Below are 25,019 nucleotides of genomic sequence, written 5' to 3' on the forward strand. Positions count from 1 at the left end.
GACGATATATTACTCTGCATACAATTGCAATCGAGATAACACAACATCTGGTTTTTGGTATTGGGTATAGATTTTATCATTTTCTCTTACTAACCTTAACCCTTCTATTAAAATGTGATCTTGCTCTGACAAGCCTTCTTTAACGACATACAAGTGCGGAATTTCTTCTCCAATAATAATTTCTTTGGAATGCACTACCTGATCTTTGTCTACAATGTATACGTATTTTTTGTCCAGTACCTCGAACGTAGCTTTTTGCGGAATTAACACTACATCTGTTAGCGGAATTTTAGAAAGAATACTTCCTGTTTCTCCGTGTCTTAGCAATCCCATTGGGTTGGGAAAAGTTGCTCTAAAAGGAATATTTCCCGTTTCGTTGTTAAAATCGGCCTCTATGGTTTCTACCACCCCTTGTTCTGAAAATAACTTATTGTTAGGCATTTGTAACTGAACATTGCTTACAACTTTAGGATTGGTATTCATTTTAAAATCTAAGTACTCTGCTTCTGGAACGTTATAGTATACCCACATACGGGTATTATCCGATAAGTTGGTTAGCAGCTCTCCTTCATCTACCAAACTCCCTAATCGAACATGGAACCTGTCTATAATTCCATCAAAAGGAGCCTTAATCAAGGTAAAGTCTAAATGTACTTTTGCTAAGGAAAGTTCGGCTTTTGCTTTTTCTAACTTTGCCTTGGCCATAGCCAGCTCGTTTGGAGCTACCACATTTTGATCTGCTAATTGTTTGGTATTTTTATATTCTATTTCTGCAAAATTGGTTTCAGCCTTAGCTTTTTCTAGCTCTGCCTGATACAGTTTTGGCATAATTTGAAACAAAGGTTGTCCTTTTTTAACCAACTGGCCTTCGTCTACATATATTTTTTCTAGGTAACCTCGCTCTTGTGCTCTTAGCTCTATATGTTGTATAGCGTGTATTTGACAAACGTATTCTTTTATTAAAGTTGTATCCATTTTTACAGGACTGGTTACTAAAAATTCTGTTTCTTTTTCTATGATTTTTTCATGTTCATTTTTGCAACTTGTAAAACACAACAAGACACAAAAACCTACAAACGCAAGTTTGTTCATATCAATAATGATTTAAATAGTATTAAATTTTGTTGTTTATAACAACGTGTAGCTACGTTGCTGGTGTAAAAGTCTAATCAAGTAGATTATAGACATAAAAACCCTAGTGACAAGCATTTAACAATGCATCACTACCAAGATTAAAAGAAAAAGAATCAAATTCTAAATACCTGAAATAAGATGTATTTTTCAGGGTAAGTGTATGTAAACGGGGTGGTTTCTTTAGCTCTGTCTATAGCTACTTGTAATGTTTTGTAACCTAGACTGTAGTTTACTATATTATTTGCTGTAGTATTGCTGAGCTTTTCTTTATTATGAAGACTTTCAGATTCTTCGTCTTCTTCAGACTCCATTACTTCCGTTTCTGCAATCGAAGTCTGATTTTTGTGCTTTGATGTGTTAATGAAAGCCCACTTACTGCAGCTTATTTCTTTGTGAAAAGTACTGTGATTTTTTAGAAAAACATTGCTAACCTCCTTAGAACTTAAAGAGACAAGTCCTAAAAAAACGATTAAAATAAAAGCAATATTTTTTTCTATCCTTTTCATCCGATGTACAAATTTAAAGAAAGTCTTTAAGAGTACAAGCAATAAAAAAGTATTTTTCATCAATCTTTTGAATAGATCCCCCATCAAAATAAAATAAATGATACTTACTCTATATCAAACCTTAAGCAATGCTAAAAGCTTAATTTATTCTCTCAGATTTACTTTATTAAAATTAGACTTTATTCAGTCGAAATATTATATTTGCGGACTTACATAAAATAAAGTATAGAAAATACACATAAGAAAATGCAAAACAAGGGACTTATCAGATTATTTGCGATCCTTTTTGGAGTCGTAAGTTTGTACTCATTGTCTTTTACTTTCTTTGCAGGAAGAGTAGAAAATGATGCCAAAGCTTATGCACGTGCAAATGCAAAAGAAAACAATGGAAGAGAGATTGCTCGATTAGAGAAAGCTTATTTAGACTCTGTAGCCAACATTGAAGGTGTTTTAGGTTTTGGAAAATATACCTACAACGACATCAAAGACAAAGAAATTAACCTAGGTTTGGATTTAAAAGGAGGAATTAATGCAACCTTACAAGTATCTGTAAAAGATATTTTAATTGGGTTGTCTAATGATTCTAAAAATCCAATTTTTACTCAGGCATTAAATGCAGCTTCCGAAGCTCAAAAAAACTCATCAGACAATTATTTTGATTTATTCTATAAAGAGTTTGAAAAAATTGCTGGAAAAACAAAATTGAGTGATCCTTCTATTTTTGGAACCAAAAACCTACAAGAAAAAATTGGGTTTGACACTCCTAACAGCCAAGTAAAAGAAGTATTGGCTAGCGAAATTGATGCCTCTATCTCTACTGCTTTTCAAGTATTACGTTCACGTATTGATAAGTTTGGGGTAACACAACCTAACATTCAACGTATAGGAACTTCTGGTAGAATTTTAATTGAGTTGCCAGGTGCCAAAGACGTAGAACGTGTAAAAAAATTATTACAATCTACTGCAGAATTGCAATTTTGGGAAGTATACACAGGACAAGAATTGGTTCAATTTTTAGTAGCTGCAAACCAACAAGTAGCAGAAACTATTGAGGTTGACGAACCAACTGTAACTGAAAACAAAACCAAAGAAGGAGATCAAGAAATTGATGATTTACTAGGTGATGTAGAAGAAAACGACAGCATTAAAAGTGCCAAAACAGTTAGCTTGTTTACTTACTTACAACCTACAGGGCAACCTTCTTCTGTAATTGGTTATGCACAGGTAAAAGATACTGCTAAGGTAAACGAGTACTTAAACAACCCTAAAGTAAAATCGTTATTAACAGGAGATTTTAAATACACTAAGTTTTTATGGGATGCCAAAGCAAATAACGATTTCTTATCGTTATACGCCATCAAATCTAACAGAAGAAACCAAGCTCCTATAGAAGGAGATGTAATTGCTGATGCAAGTCAACAGTTCGATCAATTAGGAGCAAATCCTGAGGTTAGCATGACCATGAACGGAAACGGAACCAAGTTGTGGGCAAAAATGACAGCACAGAATGTTGGAAAATTTGTTGCCGTTGTATTAGACAATTACGTGTATACTGCTCCTAGAGTAAACGATGCTATTACAGGAGGAAGAACTTCTATTTCTGGTAACTTTACAGTAGAAGAAGCAACCGATTTAGCCAATGTATTAAAAGCTGGTAAATTACCAGCTGCAGCTCATATCATCCAATCGGAAGTAGTTGGACCATCATTAGGACAAGAAGCCATCAATGCTTCTATGATTTCTTTTGCCATTGCAATCTTATTAGTTTTAGCATGGATGATTTTGTACTACGGTAAAGCAGGATGGTATGCCAACATTGCCTTATTGGTAAACATCTTGTTCATTTTTGGAGTATTGACATCCTTTGGTGCCGTATTAACGTTACCTGGAATTGCCGGAATTATCTTAACCATAGGTATGTCTGTAGATGCAAACGTAATTATTTTTGAGCGTATTAAAGAAAATTTAAAAAGTGGGCAAGGAATTAAGGCAGCTATCGATAACGGGTTTAGTGTAAAAGGAGCTTTATCTGCAATTATTGATGCCAACATTACTACATTATTAACAGGAGGAATTTTATATGTTTTTGGAACAGGACCTATACAAGGTTTTGCATTTACCTTAATCGTAGGTATTTTAACCTCTTTATTTACAGCAATCTTTATTACACAAATTTTGTTGGATGGAGCTACATCAAAAGGAAAAACATTGGCATTTGCAACTCCTACCACTAAAAACTGGTTTGCTAATATTGATGTAGATTTCTTAAAAAAACGAAAAATTGCTTACATCGTTTCAGGAACTATTATTGTTATTGGTTTGATTTCTTTATTTACTAACGGATTGAACTATGGAGTAGATTTTGTAGGAGGTAGAACTTATACAGTTCGTTTTGAAAAAGCAATGAATCCATCGGATGTTGCCGCAAGTTTAAAAGAAGTTTTTGGATCTGCACCCGAAGTAAAAACATACGGAAGCAACAACCAATTAAAAATTACTACCAAGTATTTGATTGAGCAAGAAGGACCAAAAGTTGATGCACAAGTTCAAAAAGCTTTGTTCGATGGGTTGACAACCTATTTGCCTTCTGGAACTACTATAGAAGATTTCAAAGGAGGGTTTGACGGTCAGACTATCGGAATTTTATCTTATGCAAAAGTAGAACCTACCATTGCTGATGATATTAAAAAATCTGCAGGATGGGCAATCTTAGGTTCTTTATTGGTTGTATTGTTATACATTAAATACAGATTTAAAGGATGGGACTTCTCTTTAGGAGCAGTAGCTGCAGTATTCCACGATGTATTGGTCGTAATGGCTGTATTCTCTATTACTTATAAAATTATGCCTTTTGACATGGAGATTGGGCAGTCTTTTATTGCTGCCATCCTAACAGTAGTAGGTTACTCTCTAAACGATACCGTAGTTATTTTTGATAGAATTCGTGAATTTAACTCTGAACACAGCAAGTGGTCTTTTACAGATATTGTAAACAGAGGTTTGAGTTCTACTTTAGGACGTACTATTAACACTTCTATTACTACTTTGGTTGTATTGTTAGCCATCTTTATTTTTGGAGGTGATAGTATTAAAGGGTTTATGTTTGCGTTAATTGTTGGAGTTGTAGTGGGTACTTACTCTTCTTTATTTATTGCATCACCAATAATGCACGATATCAAAGCTAAAAAAGAGCTAAAAAGCTAAATTTAACTCAGCTTTACACATACAAAAACACCCAAAATGCAGTAGCATTTTGGGTGTTTTATTTTAAAATTGTTTTGTATTACAGTAAAAACTACAAGCATTTACCATCACAAACTAAAAAAGCAAAGTATATTATGCTCCTTCTAGTTTTTCTGACAACTCAAACCATCTCATCTCTTTGTACTCTATATCCTGAATGATTTTTTGTAACTCTAACGATTTCTTTTCAATATCCTCTCCTTCAAATTTACCTTCCGAAAAATCAGCTTCTATCAATTCTTTTTTACGTTGTAACTTGGCAATATCACTTTCTAGATTAATGTATTCTTTATTTTCGCTATAACTAAGCTTACTTCCTGTTTTTGGTTTTTCTTTGCTTGTGTTTTCTTTTTCAGGTTTGCTTTCAGGTATTTCTTCAACAGAATCTTCATAAGTTCTAAAGTCTGAATAATTTCCTGGAAAGTTTTCTATAACTCCATCACCTCTAAATACAAACAAACTATCTACTATTTTATCCATAAAATAACGATCGTGCGAAACAACCACTAAGTTCCCTGGATAATCTAATAAGAAACTTTCTAACACATTTAGCGTTACAATATCTAAATCGTTAGTGGGTTCATCTAAAATTAAAAAGTTAGGATTCTGAATTAACACCGTACACAAATACAGTCGTTTTCGTTCTCCTCCGCTTAGTTTTTCTACAAAATCGTACTGTTTTTTTCTGTCAAATAAAAAACGTTCTAACAACTGGCTGGCCGAAATTTTATGCCCTTTAGCCAAGGGGATAAACTCACCAAATTCTTTAATTACATCAATAACTTTTTGGCCTTCTTTAATCACAATTCCTGATTGATGATAATAGCCAAACTTTACAGTTTCTCCTACAACTACTTTACCCGAATCTACAGGAGTTGCTCCTGTTAAAACGTTTAAAAAAGAAGATTTTCCGGTTCCATTTTTTCCAATAACACCTATGCGTTCACCACGCTTAAAATTATACTCAAACTGATCTAACATTACTTTATCATCCCAAGACTTAGAAATTTTATGTAACTCTACAATCTTGCTTCCCAAACGCTCCATATTAATTTCTAACTGGACTTTGTGATTCTGTCTTCTATTTTTTGCTCTTTCTTTTATTTCAAAAAAGTCATCAATTCTAGATTTAGATTTGGTGGTACGTGCTTTGGGTTGTTTCCGCATCCAATCTAACTCTTTCTTAAACAAATTTTTTGCTTTTGCTTGTACCGTTTGTTCCAAAGCCATTCGTTCTTCTTTTTTTTCTAAGTAGTACGAGTAGTTCCCTTTGTAACTATACAGCTGTCCCTGATCCATTTCTATAATTTCATTGCAAACACGTTCTAAAAAATAACGATCGTGAGTTACCATAAATAAAGTCATTTTTTCTTTGGCAAAAAAAGACTCTAACCACTCTATCATTTCTAGATCTAGGTGGTTGGTAGGCTCGTCTAAAATTAACAAATCGGGCTTGCTGATAAGCACTGTCGCCAAGGCCAAACGTTTTCTTTGACCTCCAGACAAATCGCTAACTTTTAGACTTAAATCTTCTAGTTTTAATTTAAAGAGTATTTGCTTGTATTGAGTTTCAAAATCCCATGCATTGTATTGATCCATTTGGTCGAATGCAGTTTGGTAGGCATCTGCATCTTCGGGGTGTAACAATGCTTTTTCATAGTTTTTTATCACCTTTAATACTTGATTGTCTGATGCAAAAATGACATCTTCAATCGTTGTATTTTCATCAAAAGAATCTTCTTGAGCTAGATAGGCAATATGGATGTCTTTTCGTTGAATTACCTGCCCCGTATCGGGTACATCATTCCCCGCAATAATTTCTAACAATCTTGTTTTTCCTGTTCCATTTTTGGCAACAAAAGCTATTTTTTGATCTTTATTTATTCCAAAAGATAAGTTTTCAAACAACACGCGTTCTCCAAATGCTTTGGAGACATTTTCTATAGATAGGTAATTCACAAAAATTGATTTTATACAAAAGTAGTTCTTTATTAGCAGATAGTTAAAATTGTTCTCTGCTTTTAGTATTATAAAGCAGAGGTTAGGATTGATGTTTACCAAACGTCTTCGAACTCTTGATGTTCTATGTACAATTGCTTTGCTAATTTGTTAGCTCCTACATTTCTATATATGCTCATTACTTTTCTTGGCCAAGAGTTTCTAAAATTAAAAGAATTGGGTTTCCCTCCAATGGTGTAAATAAACTTTCGGTTTAAGTCGTCTGTAAACAAAGCTTCTATTCCTTCTTTTTGCAGGGTTTTGTCTAACAATTCTCGTGCTTGTCTATACGCTTTAATACTGCTGGTTTTAGAAATAAACCTACTTACAAAATCGGACACGTTTTGTAAGTTAGCTTTTGTCATTTCTTCGGGATGTTTTAATAGAAAATCTAAGTTTTTAGTACTTCCGGCAATACTGTCGGGTCGATAGTCTTTTTTTAACGAAGGAGGCCTGTCTTCCCAAACAATATTCGCTTCAGGAATTTTTGATAACTGGTCTGAATCTAGTATGGTTTTGCCCGTAATAAGATCTTTTGGCATTTGCAAAGCAGGCAACTCTACCTCACTTTTGGTGGCGTTTAAACTTAAAAAGTTTCCTGTTATTTGGCCAATATAACCTTGCCCCCATCCAGACTCTAAAGACAAAATACTCAACACAGCACCTGGTGGTACTTTGTATTTTACACACAATTCCGTTACTGGCAAAGCCAATCTTTGGTAAAAACGAGTTACATGAGTGTATTTTCGGTATTTGTACTTTAAACTTGGTTGTACTTTTTTAGACTTTCGTGGAGTTTTCTTCTTCTCTATTTTACTAGGTATTGTAACCGTTTTGTTTTTTTGCTTGGTAGCAATGTCCAAACAAATAAAATACAAAATCGTAAAACAAGTAATGATAAAAAAGTATTTCCTCCTTCGATTCATATCCTCGTAAAATTAGGCTGATAAAATCAAATATATAGAAATTAATTTGAAGTCCTTTTTTAGGTACTTTGCTTATCTTTACTTTTATGAAGCCTTTATTAAGCGTTAAAAATTTAGCAATCTTTTTTAAAAACAATCACCAACAAAAAAAAGTGGTATCAAACATCAATTTTGATGTTTACCCCAATCAAATTGTGGGGATTGTAGGAGAATCAGGAAGTGGTAAATCGGTTACTTCCATGGCCATCATGGGGTTGTTGCCTGCTACAATTAGCACGGTTTCTGGAAGTATTTTTTACCAAGACTTAGAACTTTTAAAACTGTCTAATACTAAGCTTAGAAACATTGTAGGAAAAGAAATTAGTATGATTTTTCAGGAACCTATGACTTCATTAAACCCCAGTCTAACTTGTGGTTTTCAGGTTGCAGAGGTTTTAGAACAACACACTACATTGTCTAAACAAGAAATTGCACAAGAAGTTTTACAATTGTTTCAGAAAGTAAAACTTCCTAGAGCTAAAAAAATGCTAAAGCAATATCCTCACGAACTTTCTGGAGGACAAAAACAGCGTGTAATGATTGCCATGGCATTGGCTTGTAAACCCAAACTTCTAATTGCAGATGAGCCTACTACAGCCTTAGATGTTTCGGTGCAACACGATATCATTTGCCTCCTAAAAGAATTGCAACAAGAATACGCTATGAGTATCTTGTTTATTTCTCATGACCTAGCATTGATGTCCGAAATTGCAAATCACTTAATTGTAATGCAAAAAGGTACTTTAATAGAGCAAGGTGAAGCCAAAGAATTGTTTTTACATCCTAAAGAAAGCTATACCAAAGCGCTTTTAAACGCAAAACCTAAACTAAGTTTTCGCTATAAAAAATTACCTTCGGTAAATAGCTATTTGCAAAACGATTTTGTAGAAGAAATATATACCCCTAAAGAACGAGCAAAGTTCCATCAACAGCTATATAGTCAACCTCCTTTACTAGAGGTAAAAAATCTAAAAACATATTATTTTTCAAAAAATAATTGGTTTTCAAAACCCTCTGTGGTAAAAGCGGTAGACAATGTTTCTTTTCAGGTTTACAAAGGAGAAACCATTGGACTAGTGGGAGAATCGGGAAGTGGTAAATCGACTATTGGAAGAACCATTTTAGGATTGGAAAAAGCTACTGGCGGAGAAATTTGGTACCAAGGAGTAAATTTGGAAGCACTAAACACCTTGGAAAGAAAGAAATACAGCAGACAGATTCAATTAATTTTTCAAGACCCTTATTCATCGCTAAATCCTGTTCTAAAAGTAGGTGATGCTATTTTAGAACCTATGGAAAAACATAAAATTTTAGCTTCAAAAAAAGAACGTAAAGCATACATTTACCAATTGCTAGAAAAAGTAGGATTAGACAAAGAGCATTACCACCGTTATCCGCATGAGTTTTCTGGAGGACAAAGACAACGTATTGGAATTGCTAGAGCTTTGGCTTTGCAACCCAAACTTATTATTTGTGACGAATCGGTATCGGCTTTAGACGTTTCGGTACAAGCACAAGTATTAAACTTACTAAACGAATTAAAACAAGAGTTTGATTTTACTTGTATTTTTATTTCGCATGATTTGTCTGTTGTAAAATTTATGTCCGACCAACTTATTGTGCTTCATCAAGGAAAAATTGAAGAGCTCGGAGATGCAGATAACATCTACCAAAATCCGAAAAGCAGTTATACCAAAGCATTGATAGAAGCCATTCCTAAAGGGATATAAAATTGTATATTGCAACAAAATTCAAACCTATGCAATGTAGATTTTTGGCTTTGCTAACAGCCTTAGTTTTGATGATTTCTTGTAAATCAAAAAACATATCGGATTCTGCTGTTGTACCTGAAATAAGCAAATCTTCTCTGTACAAAAAAAACCTAAACGTTTCTTTTCAAAACGCAGACATAACAACACTAAAAATCGATGCAAAACTAAATTATAAAGATGCTCAAAAATCTCAAAAAATTGGCTTAAAAATTAGATTGGAAAAAGGTGAAAAAATTTGGATGAGTGGGGAGTTTTTAGGATTGCCCATAGCCAAATTGCTGATAGAAAATGATAGTGTTTTTTACTATAATAAGTTTGATAAAACATATTTTAAAGGTTCTTTTGATTTTATTCATCAACTTATAGGAACCCAGGTAAACTATACAACCTTAGAACAATTGTTATTAGGCGATTTGATTATTCCCAATAAAAAGTTTAAAAGTTTTGATTTAGAAATAAAAGACAATGCTTACTTTATAACAGATAAAAAATCTTCCGTTTATACCAAACAAGCTAGTATTTATCCTTTGGTATTTAAAACCAAACAACAAAGTATTTACAATCAAATTACCCAGAGTTTGTTTCAAGCATCTTATAAAAGCCATCAGGCAGTTGATGGATTTTTATTTCCCAAAAAAATGGAGTTTACAGGAACGAAACAAAACAAAAATTCGTTTATATATATAGAATATCAAGATATTGTCGTAAATACCAAATTGGGTTTTCCTTTTAAAATTCCGAGTAGCTGTAACAAACAAATTGTAATTCCATCTAAAACAGACTTGCAAAATGCCTTTTAAAAAAATACTTTTTGGTTGCTGTTTTTTGTTCATCACCTTAGGGTGTTGGGGGCAATCTGCTGAACAAAGAGCTTTGGAAAAAAAACGAGAGCAACTGCAACAAGAAATTGCTAGGGTGAACAAACTACTTTTTAGCACTCAGAAAAAACAAAAAAATTTACTGAGTAATTTAGAAGATTTAAACAAAAAAATTGAAGTTAGAGAAGAACTAATTAAAGCTATAGAAGCAGAGATTGCCTATCTTGATAATAAAGTGCAACAGCAGCAAAAAGAAATTGCCAAACTAAATAAAGAACTAGAAGCGCTAAAAGCAGATTATGCCGAGATGATTTTAAAATCGTACAAAAGCAAATCTGAACAAAGCAAATTGATGTTTTTATTATCTTCCGAAGATTTTTTTCAAGCTTACAAACGCTACCGATACATGCAACAATATGCTGCTTTTAGAAAAAAACAAGGTGATTCTATTCAACTAAAAACTACACAAATCAATCAACTAAAAAGATCTTTAGAAAATCAGAAAAAAAGTAAAGAAAAATTAGCAGAAGAAAATCGTGCCGAGGCCAATCAAATAAAAAAAGAAAAAGCCAATCAGAATGAACTGATTCGACAAATAAAATCTAAAGAACGAAGCTATGCTAAACAAATAAAAAAGAAGCAACTAGAAGAAAAACAAATAGAACGTGAAATAGAACGTGTTATTAAGGCTGCAATTGCTGACGCTAACAAAAAAAACAAAAGCACCAAAAAAACAGTTGATGTTAATGCCAAATCTGAGGGATTTGCACTAACTCCAGAAGGAAAAGCCTTAGCTTCTAGATTTGAACAAAACAGAGGAAAACTTCCTTGGCCTGTTTCGGAAGGAATTGTTACTAGAAAATACGGTGTAATTCCACACCCTACCCTTAGGGGAATTAAAATAGACAGCAAAGGGATACACATTACTACTAAACAGAATGCTATTGCTCGTACGGTTTTTAAAGGCACAGTGCTGGCTATACAATCTGTTAGCGGTAGACATGCGGTATACATACAACACGGAAACTATATTTCGCTATACAACAACCTAGATAAAGTTTATGTAAACAAAGGGCAAGAAGTTGTCTTAAAACAATCTATAGGAACTGTTTTTACCGATAAAGTTACAGGCAAAACAACCTTAAAATTCCAAATTTGGAAAGATACACAAAGACAAAACCCACAATATTGGCTTAGCAAATAACGCTTATGACTTTAGTCATAGATTGTTCTTTTTTAGTCTTTGTCTTTAAGTTCTAAAAAACAATAATGACGTCTTCTTTATTACACCGCTTAGAGTATACAAATAAAAAACCTGTTATATCTGTTCTTATAGACACTCCTTTTAGCAAAGAAATTAGAGTTTTGCAAAAAAAGAATAAGAGTTAACAGAACATAAAACTTCATTCCCTATAGTTGTAGAAGTTTTTAAAGGAAGTCTTAACTTTTGGATAGAGGACTCCTAAGATCAGATAATTGAAGGTGATTTGCCTGCTTTAGAAGCTTACCTGTACCACCGTTTAAAGGTTACATCCAACAGTATTGTACGTTTGTCTTTGCACAAACAAACACCTATTAAAAGTATAGAAGATTTAATTGCTGCAAACTAAACTTATTCTACAAACAAAGCTTTTAGTTCCAAAGCATCTTTGGGTGATAGTTTTCCGGCTACAACTAAGCTTAACTGTCTTCTTCGCAAGGCACTGTCATAACGTTGTTTTTCTAATTCTGTTTCGGGTATAATTTCTGGAATAGCTTGTGGTTTTCCATTTTTATCAACCGCTACAAAAGTATAAATCGCTTCATTTACTTTGGTTACTTTTCCAGAATCTCTGTCTTCTAAAAACACATCAGCAATAACTTCCATAGACGAAGTAAAAGCTCTAGAAACTTTTGCCTCTATGGTCATCATGCTTCCTAGAGGAATTACCTGTCCAAAAGAAACATTGTTTACAGCAACTGTAACACAAATTTGATGCGAATGTCTTTGAGCAGCAATACAGCAAATTCTGTCTACACGTGCTAACAACTCTCCTCCAAACAAACCGTTTAGAGCATTGGTATCACTAGGCAAAATAATGTCGGTAGTAATGGCAAGAGATGCCGAAGATGTTTTGGGTTTCATAAAAATAGGGTACTGACAATTGTTGCCCCTAAGATAGTCGATAATTTATTCATTCACCAACAACCAAGCATACTTATTATCTTCTCTTTTGATTTTATTTAGCGTATTGATTGCAGTTCTTTTGTCTTGAAAAGATGCATAACACACTTCTGTTAACCCCCACTTGTTAACTCTAAGAATACGAGCTTCATATCCTTTTTGTTGTAAGATAGCTACTTTTTTTTTAGCATTTTTAGCTTCTTTAAAAGCTCCTGCTACAATATGATATTTGTATTCAATTTCTTTGACTTCTGCTACTTCCTTTTCTACCGTAACAGTAACACTTGGCAAAGGTTTTAAAATATCAAAAGAAGCTTTTTGTATTTTAGCTGTTAATGCCTGTTGATGTGCTACTTCTTGTTGATGCTGAGCATAATTTACTGCCAAAGAACCTCCTAACAACAAACCAGAAACAACAGCAGCAGCAGCAATGTATTTACCATACGTCTTTTTTGTAGAAATTGCTGGTGAACTGATTTTGTTTTGTCTTAAAATGTAATTAGCATCTACATCACTTAATCCAAAAGAGCTTGTTAAATAATTGATTTTATCTATAGGTTCAAAACTTAGCTGTCCGTTTATCAAAGTCAATTGCCCAATGTTTTGAAGCAGTAATGGAGCATTCTTTAAATCAGATTTCCATCTTACAACTTCTTTTTGAATAATTTTTAGAGCTTCGTCGTAAGATATTTTTAACGAAGTTGCTAAATGATTTACCAACAAACCATCGTTTTGCTGCAAGTTTACATTAAATGAAACGATTTTAGAAGGGGGAGTAAACCGTTGTTGCTCCGCATTGATTTTACTCGGTACGGTATTGCTTACAAATCCTCCAAAGTTTGGCACCATTACACAATCGTACCTAAACAACAATTCACTTATGTATTTTGATAACTGCATTTCACAAAAATATCAAAAAAATAAATTTTGTCCAACCACACCCCTACTTTTTACTAACAAACAATTTTGTAACTTATTGATCAAAAAAATCGCAATGAATCATCAAGAGTATCAATATGTACTGGCTTTACAAGAGGTAAAAGGAATTGGATTTGTAAACGCTAAGAAACTAATTAACAATTATGGGAGTGCTACCAATTTATTTTTAGCACATCAAAGCAAAGAGGGAATTAAAGAATTAAAACCCGCAATATCTCAACAATTGTTCAACATGCAAACTTTACTTAAAGCCGAAAAAGAAATTGAAAAAGCGATTGCTAACAACCTAAATATCCTGTATTTTAAAGAGCCTGATTTCCCTGAGTTACTGCTAAATTGTAGCGACGGTCCCTTGTTGCTTTTTTATGATGGAGTAAAAAAACTAAATAGTTTTAACAAAACCATCAGTATTGTAGGCACCCGAAACATTACTCCTTACGGACGTGCTTTTTGTGAAGAACTGATTGCGGCTGTAAAAGACTATCGCCCCTTAATTGTTAGTGGATTTGCTTTTGGAGTAGATATTGCAGCACATACAGAAGCGTTAAAAAATCAACTGCCAACATTGGCTGTGTTGGCTCATGGCTACGGAACTTTATATCCTAAAGAGCACAAACGTTTTTATCCAGATGTAAAAGAAAGTGCAGGGTTTTTAAGTGAATTTACTTACAATGAAGCTCCGCTTAGAGAAAATTTCTTAAAACGAAACAGAATTGTAGCAGGGATTAGTCAAGCTACCATCGTAGTAGAATCTGCAGCCCGAGGAGGAGCTTTGGTAACGGCAGATATTGCTAACTCTTACAACAAAGATGTATTTGCCGTTCCTGGTAAAACAACAGATCCTTATAGCAAAGGCTGTAATAATTTGATTAAAAATCACAAAGCAGCACTCATTACCTCGGGACAAGATTTAATTACTCAGTTAGGTTGGAAACAACAAACAACAACTACACAAGTAAAACAAACAGAATTGTTTATCACACTTGAGGGAGAAGAAAAAACACTTTATGATTTACTAACTTACGAAGCCTTGCATTTAGATCATTTGTCTAGAACCAGTGGTATTCCCATTTACAAAGTTTCCAATCTTGTATTTCAGTTAGAAATGAAAGGTTTGATACAGGTGCTTCCAGGAAAACTAATCAAAAAAACTTCTTAGACTTTTTTGCTGATAAAAGTTTCTAAAATTACGGCTGACAAAATTACACTTCCGCCAATTGCAGTAGATACGGTAGGAACCTCATCTAAAAAGAAAAAAGCCAACACAATTACATACAAAGGCTGAATACAACTAAACAGCGATGCAGTGGTTGCCGAAAAGTACTGAAATGCTCTTACATAGATAGTATGTCCTATGGCTGTAGAAACCATTCCTAAAAAAACTAAAAAAGGCAATTGCGATTGATAATGCTTAAAGTCCCAATCTAACAAAAATAAAGCTGGAAAGGCAAGTACGACAATCCATCCTGTTTGATAAAACATTAACATACTTGCGTTATAGTTGGCAACGCTTTTTTTCATTAATATATTTCTAGTAGCAAAGAATACTGCAGATAAAATTCCAAATAAAATTCCCAAGGATGTTTGATTTCCTAAACTTAATTCTGGTGTTAAAATATACAACCCTACCAAAACCAAAAGTCCTAGCAATAAGTGTTTGGGATTGAATTTTGTTTTTAGAATTAAGGGCTCTAGCAACGTTGTAAAAATAGGAAATGTAAACAACGAAATTACCCCTAGCCCAGCACCTGCCATTTGTAAGGCATAAAAATAAGTTACCCAGTGAATTCCCTGCAGCAAAGCTGCCAAAGCAAAAATACCTGTGTGTTTTTTATAATTGTAAACAAGTGAAACTTTGGTAATTATACAAAAAACGGCAACAGCAAAAAAGGCAAAAAAGCATCGAGACCAAGCACTAATTTCTGGCGGTAACAAAATATAATTTCCTAAAGGAGCAGATGTGGCAATGATTAACAAAGCCAAGTTCAGTTCTAAAAAATTTTTTAGTTCCTTGTTCATTTCTTTTTATTTAGTACCTGTACTTCCAAAACCACCCGAACCACGCTCGGTTGTACTTAAAACCTCTACTTCTTGCCAAGCAACTTGTTCGTGTTTTGCAATCACCAATTGAGCAATACGTTCTCCGTTGGTTATCTCAAAATTTTGATTGGATAGATTTACAAGAATAACACCTATTTCTCCTCTATAATCTGCATCTATTGTTCCAGGAGCATTTAAAACCGTAATTCCTTTTTTAGCTGCCAAACCACTTCTGGGTCTTACCTGTGCTTCGTATCCTTGGGGCAAAGCAATAAATAAGCCTGTTTTTACAATGGCTCTTTCTAAAGGTTTTAACAGAATCGATTCAGAAATATTCGCTTTTAAATCCAGCCCTGCTGCACCCTCTGTTTCATATTGTGGTAAAGCATGTTCAGAATTATTGATGATTTGTACTTTCATGACAAATTAGGTTTACTGCAAAAGTAAAATCTTCATGAACGTTTTAAGAACTTTTGATGGATAAATTTTTGTTCTACCTTATAAATTCCCCACAAAGTAATCAATAAAAACACAGTGTTAATCCAAAAATGATTTCTAAAAACATAAAAAGAAACAAAACTAATTGCCATTGTCCAAGCTAGCAATCCTAAAATTTTGTTTACCTCGTAAGGAGTTTTGTAGTGCTTTTGTCCAAACACATAGGAACTCATCATCATTACAAAGTAAACAACAAAAGTAACCCAAGCAGCTCCTACATATCCCAAAACAGGGACTAAAGCAAGTAAGCCTATAATGGTTAAAATACCTCCTAAAACAGAAAAATACATTGCGTATTGTGTTTTTTCGGTGTTTTTGTACCAAACAGACAGATTGTTGTAAATACCTAACATTAGGTTGGCAATTAAAATAATAGGTACGATAGACAAGGTCTGAAAATAAGCTTCTTTTTTAAGTAATAGACTGGCAAAAAAATCAATATAAGCTACTATAAACAACACAATAAAAGCTCCTAAAACACTAAACCATTTTAAGATAAGTGCATAAGTCTCTTTGGCATTTTTTTGATTGGAAATATTAAAAAAGAAAGGTTCTGCTCCCAACTTAAATGCAGTGATAAACAAAGACATAAAGACTCCTAGTTTATAGGTTCCGGCATAAGCCCCTGCGATGGATTTGTCTAAATATCTAGGTAAAATTAACTTATCCAAGTTTTCATTGGTAATATAAGCCAAACCTGCTACTAAAATAGGCCAGCTATAGCGTAACATCTTTTTCATCAACAAAAAATCTAATTGCCATTTAAAGCCTAAGAACATAGGAAATACCATTAAAAAAGTAACTCCAGACCCGATTAAATTTGCTAAAAAAATATAGCCTACTTGAGTTTCTGTGGGATAAAATTGTAGATACTGCATGCCTCCATAAGTTGGAAAATACCACAAAAACAATACATTTAAAACGGCATAAACAGTAATATTCAGCACACGATACAATGCATAATTAATTGCTCTATTAGTAACCCGTAAATATGCAAATGGAATAACAACAAAGGTGTCGAAAAGCAAAATTCCTAATAGAGTTTTAAAGTGTAAAACCTGAGAAAAACCTAAATAACTAGACACTTCCGATGCATACCAAAACAATGGCAACACCAACAACAAAGCCCCTGTGGTAACCATAGTAAGTGTGGTACTAACCACTTTTTGTTTACTTTTTTCAGAATTGTAAAATCTAAAAAAAGCTGTTTCCATACCAAAAGTTAACAGTACATTAAAGTAAGCAGCCCAAACAAAAAATTCGGAATTGGTATTAAACTGCTTTGTATCAGGAAGTATTTTGGTGTGTAACCCAACTAAAAAAACGTTTACTGCCTTGGGCAATACAGCAGCAACACCATAAACAATTGTGCGTTTTAAAAAAGAGTTAAGTGTACTCAAAACATAAAATTTAGTGCTAAGATATTTTAATTTTGTAGATAAATACGAGTTACCTATGTTTTTGAATCCTAAAAAAAAAATTTTTATCCTTATCCTTTCATTGGGTTTCTTAGGCGTTATAGCAACAGCTGTAGCACAAAGCCCTAAAAAAGCTTTTAAAACACTAAGCAAACCTGAAAAGTACTGGGTATATTTCCATCCATTTAGAGCCCAAAAAGCGTATCGCATTTCTAAATCTATAGAAAAGGTTGTAGACTCTATTGCTCATCAAAACACACTAGGAAAAGTAAAAGTAGGAAATCAACTAGATGCTTTTAAACACTCCTTTTGGATGTGGTCTTTAGCCGAAGAAATTGGCTGGAGGGCTGCTAAAAGCTTAGGTAAAGCTCATGAAAAAGGGAATTACCAAATGTACTTAAACAAAGAGTTAGAAGACGGTAAACTACCCGACAAAGCAAGTTCTGAAATGGATGCTTTTAACAATCAAATAGGTATTACTCTTTACAAAACACACAAGCATCAACAACTAAGCAAACAACAAAGAATTGCTTTGGTTATAAAAGCGGTGTTGCAGGGAAAAACAAGAATGTTATCGCAAACAAAAAAAGGGGTTTTCTTAAATTCAAAAAAACAAATTATCTTGCCAAAGAACTATATCGGAAAGTGGGAAAATGAACGTCACTTGGTTCCCTCAAAGTCCAGCAATATTATAGATGATAATTTATTGAAATGATTAAATTTGCAGTATCAAAATAATCAACCATGAAAACAGTACACTCCATTTTAGCAGCAGCCGTTTTAATTTCTTTAGGAATGGCTTTATTTAATGCCATTATTAGTGCCAAAAGAGAAGAAAAATTTAAAAAAGGAGATCGAACTATTGGTTTGATAGCTTTAATTTTAACTCACATCCAATTTATTGTTGGTTTGATTACTTACTATATCTCTCCGTGGTACAAAAGTATGAGAAATGTAGGAATGGCTAAAGCGATGAAAGATGCAGAATTGAGATTGATGAGCGTAGAACACCCCTTAACCATGATTATTGCCATTGTATTGGTAACTATAGGGTGGTCTCGTCATAAAAAACTAACCCAAGACAAAGCTAAGTTTAAATCTTTTGCCATATTTTATGGTATTGCTTTGTTGCTAATTTTATCAAGAATTCCTTGGGCTCAATGGTAATAAATTAAGCATATGTCTAAACACAAAAAAATGCCAATTCGCAAACGCTTATTGGCATATCCTTTATCCGTTCTTTTTTATTTTGTTTACGCCTTGTTGTTGTGTATTTTTCACCCCATTCAATGGTTGGCACTAAAACTAGGTGGCTATCAGGCTCATAAAAAAGTGGTCGATGTCTTAAACGCTTGCCTGGTTTACAGTTTAAGAATACTTGGGACCAGAGTTACTTTTATCAACAAGCATCAGTTTAATCCTAAAGAACCTCACATAATTGTTTCCAATCATCAAAGCACACACGAAATTCCACCATTAGGTTGGTTTTTTAGAGAATTGCATCCAAAGTTTATTGCAAAAAAAGAATTAGGAAAAGGAATTCCTAGTGTTTCTTTTAACTTAAAATACGGTGGATCTGCTTTGATTGATAGAAAAGATGCCAGACAATCTTTATCTGCTATTGGTTTCTTTGCCAAATATATAGAAGAAAACAGAAGAGCTGGAATTATTTTTCCTGAAGGAACGAGAAGTAGAGACGGAAAACCCAAACGCTTTTCTGAAAATGGTTTAAAGATTTTAACCAAATTCTCACGATCTTCGGTAATTATTCCGGTAACCATTAACAACTCTTGGAAACTATGGGAATATGGTCAATTTCCTATGAATATCGGAATTGAAATGACTATAGAAACACACGAACCAATCCGTGTTGCAGACCATTCTTTTGAGGAGCTTTTTCAAAAAATTGAAACAAATGTAAAAAGCAAAATCCATCAATAATTTGGATTTTGCTTTGCATTGATATTGTAATCTAATTCTGATTGTGGTATTGGTAAAATTAACTGATAGTCTTCTATTCCCAATTCTTGTTTAGCAGCTCCCATACTTTTTAGCATAAAAAACCGGAAGACTCCATAAGGCTGTTGCTTTAGCTGTGCTAACAACAATTGATGAAACTCTTGAGTATTTACAGTATTTACCTCATCCAAACCACTATTTTTCCTCAAAAAATTTAATACTTCTATTGCTTGTGTTAACTGGTTATTTTGGGCATAAGCTTCTGCCAACAATAGCATTAACTGAGAATTATTTGCCAAAGGTACTTCTTCAATTTCTGAAAAAAATCCTACTAATTTTTGATCTCCATTAAAGTTTACTTTGTACGCCCAATCTAAGGAGTTTGTATCAAACCCATTAGAAGCCAACAACGTTATTACTTTGCTGTATTTTTTTTGTGACAATGCTATTTTAGCCCATAAAAACTTAGCAAAATCCTGAGTCAATCCTTCCGTATTTTCTTCTTTAGTTTCTGGTAAATTCTGAATAGCAAATTCTAAATCTTTACTTATTTGTGCTTGTATTTCTTCGGTATTATGGAATATAGGATACCTGTCAGAAGGAGCTAATGGAAACTCTAACAACAAAGGAGAATTTCCAAACCAATTGACTAAACTACTATATACATATGCTCTGTAACAAAGCACTTCTGCTATTTTTTGATTCATCTGATAAGCATCATCATCGTAGTAGGTATGCAAAGATGCTTTTAAAGTATTTACATAACGTATTACCTGAAAATGCTTGTTCCAAAAATCAAGTAACGTTTTACTAGAAGGTTTTACAGTATTATTTCTTATTTCCGGAAAACCAACATCCAACTGATGGGTATAATAAGTATTGTACACCAATTGACTGCGAACCAAGGCTTTTAAATTTTCGTTTAGGTGGTATCTTGCACTAGAAATCTCTTGTTCTAGAAATTCTATTGGGTTTTGATCCGAAACATAATCCTCTAGTTTTAAATTTTTAAACTCTTGATTTTCTATCTCTTTTTGAGTTCCATTATCGCTTTGCATTGCAATGCTAAATTGCCCTGAGATTAGTGAATCTTTTATAACAAGCTCTAATATTCCTGAAGTACTTTTGTAATCTTCTTTGCTATTTTGAATGCGAGCCACCGCTTGTTTTGCTTCCAAAGCGTTGGCATAAGAAACAAACGTATACGCCCCGCTAATTGTATCCGAAGTTTCTATACTTAACTCATCACCTGCAAGAGTTCTAAAGCCTAGGTGTAGGGAATTTGTTTTTGTCTTAGATGCATAGCTTACTGCACTCAGGTCCAAATTTATGGTTTCTTTAGCTTCTTCATTTGAAGATTCTGGAGTACAGCTTGTTATCCAAATAGAAAACAAAAAGACTAGGGGAATTATTTGTTTCATCTATCTGTCTTATTATGAGTGCAATTTACAACTATTTCAACTCAAAATTATCTCTGTCTTCTAAAAATTTAAATTGACTTCTAGCTTTTTCAAGAGTTTGCTTATCAATGACCAATTGTCGCATTATGGGCAAATTTTCACACTGTGTTATCAACTCTCCCAAAGGTCCAATTACCTGAGAATCTCCCTGATAATGTAATTTATTTCCATCAATCCCAAGCCTATTTACAGCCACCACATAGCACATATTTTCTATAGCTCTTGCGGTTAATAAAGCATTCCATGCAAACGCTCTTTTAGCTGGCCAATTTGCTACATAAATTGCGATATCATATAAATGGGTGTTGCGCGACCAAACAGGAAACCTAAGATCGTAACATACAAAAGGTCGAATAACATAACCTTTGTAAGATATGGTAACCCTTACATTTCCTGCTTCAAAAACATCTTGTTCTCCTCCATAACTAAAAAGATGCTTTTTGTTATAATACACAGTTTTTCCAGATGGTTCTACCCAAACAAAACGATTGTAATACTCTTCCTCCTCTTTCACGCATAGAGAGCCACAAATAGCAGCATTTAACGCTTTAGATTTTTGCAGCATCCATTGCACCGTTTGCCCTTGCATCGTTTCTGCAATAGCACTGGGCTGCATACAAAAACCAGTGTTAAACATTTCTGGCAACACAATTAGGTCAGTTTTGATGTTTTGAATCTGACTCTCTAAAAAATTCAGATTGCTTTTGCTATCCATCCATTCAATATCGGTTTGTATAAGTGTGATATTTAATTTTTCTTGGCTTCGAATAGAGTTGTCTTTCATTTGATTAGCTCTTTTGAGTGTTAAAATTACCAATAGATTTTGGATTTAAATTAAAATTGAAAGGCTAATCTCATTAGAAATCTTATTTTTGAAAAACTTGAAAAGTTTTATTTTTTGATGAAGAAAAACATACATGTTGCCGTTTTTGGAGGAGGTAGTTGGGCAACCGCTATAGTAAAAATGTTATCTGAGAATGTAGAAAAAGTAGGTTGGTATATGAGAAATACTGCCGCTATTGAATACATCAATGAACACAACCACAACCCAAATTACTTAACCTCTGTAGAATTTAAAACCGATCAGCTAATTATTTCTGACGATATCAATGCAATTGCTAGCAATGCCGATTTAATTATTCTAGCCATCCCTTCTGCATTTTTAAACAAAGAGCTTTCTAAACTTACCACATCTATTCAGGATAAAATTTTGTTTTCTGCCATTAAGGGAATTGTACCTGAAACTGGACTGATTGTAGGGGAGCACTTGCACGAAACCTATCACATTCCATTAGAAAACATCGGAGTTATTACAGGGCCATGTCATGCCGAAGAGGTTGCTATGGAACGCTTATCTTACCTAACCATCGCCTGTCAGGACGAAGAAAAAGCAAGCCAACTTGCCAATTGCCTAAGCTCAGACTATATTCTATGTAAAACTTCAGATGATATTATTGGTACCGAATACGCAGCCATGTTAAAAAACATTTATGCAATTGCAGCAGGAATAGCTCATGGCCTAGGTTATGGCGACAATTACCAAGCTGTACTTATGTCTAACGCTATTAGAGAAATGAAGCAATACATAAAAAAGGTACATAAAATGAAACGTAACATTAACAATTCTGCTTACTTAGGAGATTTGTTAGTTACAGGCTATTCAACATTTAGTAGAAACCGTATGTTTGGAAATATGATTGGTAAAGGCTATACCGTAAAAGCAGCCATGATGGAAATGAAGATGGTTGCCGAAGGATATTATGCTGTTAAATCTGCTTTTGAACTAAATCAAAAAAATGGAGCCACTACACCCATTATAGATACTGTTTATCATATTGTATACAAAGGAGGAAGTCCAAAAAAATGTTTTAAAAACCTGTCAGAACAATTAGACTAAGATCTATGATTCTACTGCAACTTTAAACCATTTTTGAAGCAGGTATTGCGCTAATTTTAAATACAAAACAGCCTCTAGAACTCCTAACGTAAAACCACATACTATGTCTAAAGGATAATGTTTTCCCATGTAAATTCTGCTGTAAGCAAACAACAAAGGGTAACTGTAAAATAGTACGGTCCATTTGTAACGTTTTCTAAACAACAAGTACACAAAAGTAGTAACAGCTGTAGATGTGGTTGCGTGCCCTGATACAAAACTAAAACTCTTAGAACAATTCAACACTCTAATCTGTTCTAGCACCCCTTCTTGCCAACAAGGTCTTGGTCTAGCTGTCGTATATTTAATAATATTTACCAACACATCAGACAAACCTGCCATAGCACAAATAAACAAGAACAAGAACAAGCCTTGTTTCCATTTAAAATCTTTAATTAACAGCAGCAACCAAAACACAAACAAAGGCCACCAATTTGCAGGCCTGGTAATATACAACCAAAAAGCATCGTAGGGTGTACTACCAAAATTATTTAAGTAAACTAACAGCTGCCGATCGGCTTGTATAATTGTGTCTAAAAAACTCATTATTTCATACGTTTGATGGGACCTGTCATCTTATCAATGTCTTCTTTGGCATCATCTATAGTTTTCTTGATGTCTTTAGTTACGTCAGTATCCAATCCTGCATCTTTAGCAGAATTGTTTATTTCACGTTTGATATCGTCTGTTGCATTTCTAATCTGAGCCATTCCTTTTCCTAATCCTCTTGCTATTTCCGGAATCTTATCAGCACCAAACACCATCACTACAATTAACAAGATGATAATCACTTCTGGACCTCCAATAAATAAATACATGTGCTTCTGATTTTTAACAAAGATACTAGGAATAAATGAATTTTTAATCACAAAAAAGGCCTCTATAAAAGAGACCTTTTTTTATTGCTATGTATAAAGATTTAGCTTAGTTTGATGTTGTTTTGACTCATCAAAATATGTATATCTTCGTCTACAACTTCTTTTTTTGTATCTGCATAATCTAAAAATTTAGGATATACCGCATCTAGTTCTAGCTTGGTCAATTCGTATCCAACATTTTTAGCTCTGTAAGCCAAAGCAGCTCTACCACTACGTGCCGTTAATACAATAGCAGATTCGGTAACTCCTACCTCAGCAGGATCCATAATTTCATACGTTTCTCTGTTTTTAATAACCCCATCTTGATGTATTCCTGATGAGTGTGCAAATGCATTAGATCCTACCACCGCTTTGTTTGCCTGTACAAACATTCCCATGTGTTCTTGCACCATTTGAGAAGTACTGTACAACAATTTGGTATTTACATTGGTGTCTAAATTTAAATCTGGATGTTGTTTCATAATCATAACTACCTCTTCTAAAGACGTATTTCCAGCTCTTTCTCCTATACCATTAATAGTACACTCTATTTGACGAGCTCCGTTAATTGCACCAGCAATTGAATTTGCGGTAGCCAAACCTAAATCGTTATGACAGTGACAAGACAACGTTGCTTTTTCTATACCCGCAACGTTTTCTTTTAGGTATTTTATTTTAGCACCATATTCATCTGGCAAACAGTACCCCGTAGTATCTGGAATATTTAATACCGTTGCTCCTGCTTTTACCACAGCTTCACATACTCTTGCTAAATATTCGTTATCTGTTCTTCCTGCATCTTCTGCATAGAACTCTACATCCTCTACAAATGTTTTTGCAAATTTAACAGCAGCTACAGCTCTTTCTATAATTGCTTCTCTGTTAGATTTAAACTTAAATTGTATGTGTGAATCTGAAGTACCAATTCCTGTATGTATTCTTGGTCGTTTTGCGTATTTTAATGCTTCTGCAGCTACTTTTATATCATTTTCTACAGATCTTGTCAATCCACAAACGGTTGCGTTTTTAACCAATTTTGCAATAGCTTCAACAGATTTAAAATCTCCAGGACTAGAAACTGGAAAACCTGCCTCAATTACGTCTACTCCTAGTAAATCTAAACGCTCTGCAATAATTAATTTTTGCTCTGTGTTTAATTTACATCCAGGGACTTGCTCCCCATCTCTAAGAGTAGTATCAAAAATCTGTACGTGTTCCTTAGCCATTTCTATTATATTTTAACTTAGTTGAGCTAACAAAAATAAAGCTATGAGTAGTTATGCAAAAAGTCATTAAATATCCTTTCCTTTGG

At 33.7% G+C, this 25,019-nt stretch carries 23 protein-coding genes; 9 read left to right on the forward strand and 14 right to left on the reverse strand.

All coding sequences use genetic code 11. The features are described from left to right. Nucleotides 1–9: 9 nt before the first annotated feature. Nucleotides 10–1,092 carry an efflux RND transporter periplasmic adaptor subunit gene (locus FS85_RS0101890; RefSeq protein ID WP_010134287.1) on the reverse strand — a complete coding sequence of 361 codons (1,083 nt, stop codon included), beginning with the start codon at nucleotides 1,090–1,092 and terminating at the stop codon, nucleotides 10–12. A 155-nt stretch (nucleotides 1,093–1,247) separates the two neighbouring features. Further along, the gene (locus FS85_RS0101895) at nucleotides 1,248–1,640 is read right to left on the reverse strand and encodes a hypothetical protein (RefSeq protein WP_010134288.1); all 393 of its coding nucleotides are present in this window, start codon (nucleotides 1,638–1,640) and stop codon (nucleotides 1,248–1,250) included. A 246-nt stretch (nucleotides 1,641–1,886) separates the two neighbouring features. Between FS85_RS0101895 and secDF the strand changes: the two genes are divergently transcribed. Continuing rightward, nucleotides 1,887–4,844, forward strand: coding sequence for a protein translocase subunit SecDF (gene secDF / locus FS85_RS0101900; RefSeq protein ID WP_010134289.1), 2,958 nt, complete (start codon nucleotides 1,887–1,889; stop codon nucleotides 4,842–4,844). 132 nt (nucleotides 4,845–4,976) lie between these two features. Here secDF and FS85_RS0101905 read toward each other — a convergent pair whose 3' ends face one another. Next, on the reverse strand, nucleotides 4,977–6,842 hold the full coding sequence (locus FS85_RS0101905) for an ABC-F family ATP-binding cassette domain-containing protein (RefSeq protein ID WP_010134290.1): 1,866 nt from the start codon (nucleotides 6,840–6,842) through the stop codon (nucleotides 4,977–4,979). A 95-nt stretch (nucleotides 6,843–6,937) separates the two neighbouring features. Continuing rightward, complete coding sequence (locus tag FS85_RS0101910; protein WP_010134291.1) at nucleotides 6,938–7,807, reverse strand: hypothetical protein; 870 nt, start codon at nucleotides 7,805–7,807, stop codon at nucleotides 6,938–6,940. Nucleotides 7,808–7,893: 86 nt separating this feature from the next. On the opposite strand from FS85_RS0101910, the gene FS85_RS0101915 reads away from it, so the two are divergent. Genes FS85_RS0101915 through FS85_RS0101930 form a run of 3 tightly spaced genes read left to right on the forward strand, consistent with a single transcriptional unit; the run spans nucleotide 7,894 to nucleotide 11,640 of the window. Beyond that, nucleotides 7,894–9,576 (forward strand): ABC transporter ATP-binding protein, encoded by a 1,683-nt coding sequence (locus FS85_RS0101915; RefSeq protein ID WP_010134292.1) that lies wholly within the window; start codon nucleotides 7,894–7,896, stop codon nucleotides 9,574–9,576. 29 nt (nucleotides 9,577–9,605) lie between these two features. Then, nucleotides 9,606–10,418 carry a DUF4292 domain-containing protein gene (locus FS85_RS16025; protein WP_010134293.1) on the forward strand — a complete coding sequence of 271 codons (813 nt, stop codon included), beginning with the start codon at nucleotides 9,606–9,608 and terminating at the stop codon, nucleotides 10,416–10,418. Further along, nucleotides 10,408–11,640 (forward strand): murein hydrolase activator EnvC family protein, encoded by a 1,233-nt coding sequence (locus FS85_RS0101930; RefSeq protein ID WP_010134294.1) that lies wholly within the window; start codon nucleotides 10,408–10,410, stop codon nucleotides 11,638–11,640. The genes FS85_RS16025 and FS85_RS0101930 overlap by 11 nt, the downstream gene beginning before the upstream one ends. A gap of 408 nt (nucleotides 11,641–12,048) precedes the next feature. Here FS85_RS0101930 and FS85_RS0101940 read toward each other — a convergent pair whose 3' ends face one another. Then, nucleotides 12,049–12,561, reverse strand: a complete 513-nt coding sequence (locus FS85_RS0101940; protein WP_010134295.1) for an acyl-CoA thioesterase — start codon at nucleotides 12,559–12,561, stop codon at nucleotides 12,049–12,051. 45 nt (nucleotides 12,562–12,606) lie between these two features. After that, nucleotides 12,607–13,500 carry an HU domain-containing protein gene (locus FS85_RS0101945; protein ID WP_029489197.1) on the reverse strand — a complete coding sequence of 298 codons (894 nt, stop codon included), beginning with the start codon at nucleotides 13,498–13,500 and terminating at the stop codon, nucleotides 12,607–12,609. A 94-nt stretch (nucleotides 13,501–13,594) separates the two neighbouring features. Between FS85_RS0101945 and dprA the strand changes: the two genes are divergently transcribed. Next, on the forward strand, nucleotides 13,595–14,698 hold the full coding sequence (dprA, locus tag FS85_RS0101950; RefSeq protein WP_010134297.1) for a DNA-processing protein DprA: 1,104 nt from the start codon (nucleotides 13,595–13,597) through the stop codon (nucleotides 14,696–14,698). Here the strand turns inward: dprA and FS85_RS0101955 are convergent. The 3 genes from FS85_RS0101955 to FS85_RS0101965 are packed head-to-tail and all read right to left on the reverse strand — an operon-like array spanning nucleotide 14,695 to nucleotide 17,477. Next, nucleotides 14,695–15,558: a DMT family transporter gene (locus FS85_RS0101955; protein WP_010134298.1), complete on the reverse strand. Its 864-nt coding sequence runs from the start codon at nucleotides 15,556–15,558 to the stop codon at nucleotides 14,695–14,697. The two genes, dprA and FS85_RS0101955, sit on opposite strands and share 4 nt — an antisense overlap. 6 nt (nucleotides 15,559–15,564) lie before the next feature. Beyond that, entirely contained in the window at nucleotides 15,565–15,999 is a 435-nt protein-coding gene (gene dut / locus FS85_RS0101960) for a dUTP diphosphatase (RefSeq protein WP_010134300.1), read from the reverse strand. A 32-nt stretch (nucleotides 16,000–16,031) separates the two neighbouring features. Beyond that, nucleotides 16,032–17,477 carry a lipopolysaccharide biosynthesis protein gene (locus FS85_RS0101965; protein WP_010134301.1) on the reverse strand — a complete coding sequence of 482 codons (1,446 nt, stop codon included), beginning with the start codon at nucleotides 17,475–17,477 and terminating at the stop codon, nucleotides 16,032–16,034. Nucleotides 17,478–17,532: 55 nt separating this feature from the next. Between FS85_RS0101965 and FS85_RS16665 the strand changes: the two genes are divergently transcribed. From FS85_RS16665 to FS85_RS0101980, 3 genes are read left to right on the forward strand one after another with little or no spacing between them, the layout of a single operon-like run. Then, a complete protein-coding gene (locus tag FS85_RS16665; protein WP_050809601.1) occupies nucleotides 17,533–18,210 on the forward strand; it encodes a DUF6973 domain-containing protein in 678 nt (225 codons plus the stop codon). Nucleotides 18,211–18,239: 29 nt separating this feature from the next. Continuing rightward, a complete protein-coding gene (locus tag FS85_RS0101975) occupies nucleotides 18,240–18,662 on the forward strand; it encodes a hypothetical protein (protein WP_010134303.1) in 423 nt (140 codons plus the stop codon). A 30-nt stretch (nucleotides 18,663–18,692) separates the two neighbouring features. After that, a complete protein-coding gene (locus FS85_RS0101980; protein WP_033194518.1) occupies nucleotides 18,693–19,436 on the forward strand; it encodes a 1-acyl-sn-glycerol-3-phosphate acyltransferase in 744 nt (247 codons plus the stop codon). Here FS85_RS0101980 and FS85_RS0101985 read toward each other — a convergent pair. Then, on the reverse strand, nucleotides 19,430–20,875 hold the full coding sequence (locus FS85_RS0101985; RefSeq protein WP_010134305.1) for a RagB/SusD family nutrient uptake outer membrane protein: 1,446 nt from the start codon (nucleotides 20,873–20,875) through the stop codon (nucleotides 19,430–19,432). The two genes, FS85_RS0101980 and FS85_RS0101985, sit on opposite strands and share 7 nt — an antisense overlap. Before the next feature lie 31 nt (nucleotides 20,876–20,906). Further along, nucleotides 20,907–21,698, reverse strand: a complete 792-nt coding sequence (locus tag FS85_RS0101990; protein ID WP_010134306.1) for an amidohydrolase — start codon at nucleotides 21,696–21,698, stop codon at nucleotides 20,907–20,909. Between the two features lie 117 nt (nucleotides 21,699–21,815). Here FS85_RS0101990 and FS85_RS0101995 point away from each other — a divergent pair, with 117 nt between their 5' ends. Continuing rightward, nucleotides 21,816–22,811 carry an NAD(P)H-dependent glycerol-3-phosphate dehydrogenase gene (locus FS85_RS0101995; protein ID WP_010134308.1) on the forward strand — a complete coding sequence of 332 codons (996 nt, stop codon included), beginning with the start codon at nucleotides 21,816–21,818 and terminating at the stop codon, nucleotides 22,809–22,811. Nucleotides 22,812–22,814: 3 nt separating this feature from the next. Here the strand turns inward: FS85_RS0101995 and FS85_RS0102000 are convergent, their stop codons facing one another. The 3 genes from FS85_RS0102000 to FS85_RS14945 all read right to left on the reverse strand — a co-directional run bounded on the left by FS85_RS0102000 (nucleotide 22,815) and on the right by FS85_RS14945 (nucleotide 24,933). Beyond that, complete coding sequence (locus FS85_RS0102000; RefSeq protein ID WP_010134310.1) at nucleotides 22,815–23,396, reverse strand: phosphatase PAP2 family protein; 582 nt, start codon at nucleotides 23,394–23,396, stop codon at nucleotides 22,815–22,817. Next, a complete protein-coding gene (locus tag FS85_RS0102005; RefSeq protein WP_010134311.1) occupies nucleotides 23,396–23,668 on the reverse strand; it encodes a Sec-independent protein translocase subunit TatA/TatB in 273 nt (90 codons plus the stop codon). Before FS85_RS0102005 ends, FS85_RS0102000 begins: the two co-directional genes overlap by 1 nt. A gap of 101 nt (nucleotides 23,669–23,769) precedes the next feature. Further along, a complete protein-coding gene (locus FS85_RS14945; RefSeq protein ID WP_010134312.1) occupies nucleotides 23,770–24,933 on the reverse strand; it encodes a 2-isopropylmalate synthase in 1,164 nt (387 codons plus the stop codon). Between the last annotated feature and the right edge of the window lie 86 nt (nucleotides 24,934–25,019).

The organism is Ochrovirga pacifica, from assembly GCF_000220525.1.
Classification (GTDB): Bacteria; Bacteroidota; Bacteroidia; order Flavobacteriales; family Flavobacteriaceae; genus Ochrovirga; species Ochrovirga pacifica.

What these genes read in the sequence shown, in the direction of transcription:
- FS85_RS0101890 (WP_010134287.1), bottom strand. Translation starts at nt 1,092, where the DNA reads ATGAACAAACTTGCGTTTGTAGGTTTTTGTGTCTTGTTGTGTTTTACA.
- FS85_RS0101895 (WP_010134288.1), bottom strand. Translation starts at nt 1,640, where the DNA reads ATGAAAAGGATAGAAAAAAATATTGCTTTTATTTTAATCGTTTTTTTA.
- secDF (WP_010134289.1), top strand. Translation starts at nt 1,887, where the DNA reads ATGCAAAACAAGGGACTTATCAGATTATTTGCGATCCTTTTTGGAGTC.
- FS85_RS0101910 (WP_010134291.1), bottom strand. Translation starts at nt 7,807, where the DNA reads ATGAATCGAAGGAGGAAATACTTTTTTATCATTACTTGTTTTACGATT.
- FS85_RS0101915 (WP_010134292.1), top strand. Translation starts at nt 7,894, where the DNA reads ATGAAGCCTTTATTAAGCGTTAAAAATTTAGCAATCTTTTTTAAAAAC.
- FS85_RS16025 (WP_010134293.1), top strand. Translation starts at nt 9,606, where the DNA reads ATGCAATGTAGATTTTTGGCTTTGCTAACAGCCTTAGTTTTGATGATT.
- FS85_RS0101930 (WP_010134294.1), top strand. Translation starts at nt 10,408, where the DNA reads ATGCCTTTTAAAAAAATACTTTTTGGTTGCTGTTTTTTGTTCATCACC.
- FS85_RS0101940 (WP_010134295.1), bottom strand. Translation starts at nt 12,561, where the DNA reads ATGAAACCCAAAACATCTTCGGCATCTCTTGCCATTACTACCGACATT.
- FS85_RS0101945 (WP_029489197.1), bottom strand. Translation starts at nt 13,500, where the DNA reads ATGCAGTTATCAAAATACATAAGTGAATTGTTGTTTAGGTACGATTGT.
- dprA (WP_010134297.1), top strand. Translation starts at nt 13,595, where the DNA reads ATGAATCATCAAGAGTATCAATATGTACTGGCTTTACAAGAGGTAAAA.
- FS85_RS0101955 (WP_010134298.1), bottom strand. Translation starts at nt 15,558, where the DNA reads ATGAACAAGGAACTAAAAAATTTTTTAGAACTGAACTTGGCTTTGTTA.
- dut (WP_010134300.1), bottom strand. Translation starts at nt 15,999, where the DNA reads ATGAAAGTACAAATCATCAATAATTCTGAACATGCTTTACCACAATAT.
- FS85_RS16665 (WP_050809601.1), top strand. Translation starts at nt 17,533, where the DNA reads ATGTTTTTGAATCCTAAAAAAAAAATTTTTATCCTTATCCTTTCATTG.
- FS85_RS0101975 (WP_010134303.1), top strand. Translation starts at nt 18,240, where the DNA reads ATGAAAACAGTACACTCCATTTTAGCAGCAGCCGTTTTAATTTCTTTA.
- FS85_RS0101980 (WP_033194518.1), top strand. Translation starts at nt 18,693, where the DNA reads ATGCCAATTCGCAAACGCTTATTGGCATATCCTTTATCCGTTCTTTTT.
- FS85_RS0101985 (WP_010134305.1), bottom strand. Translation starts at nt 20,875, where the DNA reads ATGAAACAAATAATTCCCCTAGTCTTTTTGTTTTCTATTTGGATAACA.
- FS85_RS0101990 (WP_010134306.1), bottom strand. Translation starts at nt 21,698, where the DNA reads ATGAAAGACAACTCTATTCGAAGCCAAGAAAAATTAAATATCACACTT.
- FS85_RS0101995 (WP_010134308.1), top strand. Translation starts at nt 21,816, where the DNA reads ATGAAGAAAAACATACATGTTGCCGTTTTTGGAGGAGGTAGTTGGGCA.
- FS85_RS0102000 (WP_010134310.1), bottom strand. Translation starts at nt 23,396, where the DNA reads ATGAGTTTTTTAGACACAATTATACAAGCCGATCGGCAGCTGTTAGTT.
- FS85_RS0102005 (WP_010134311.1), bottom strand. Translation starts at nt 23,668, where the DNA reads ATGTATTTATTTATTGGAGGTCCAGAAGTGATTATCATCTTGTTAATT.
- FS85_RS14945 (WP_010134312.1), bottom strand. Translation starts at nt 24,933, where the DNA reads ATGGCTAAGGAACACGTACAGATTTTTGATACTACTCTTAGAGATGGG.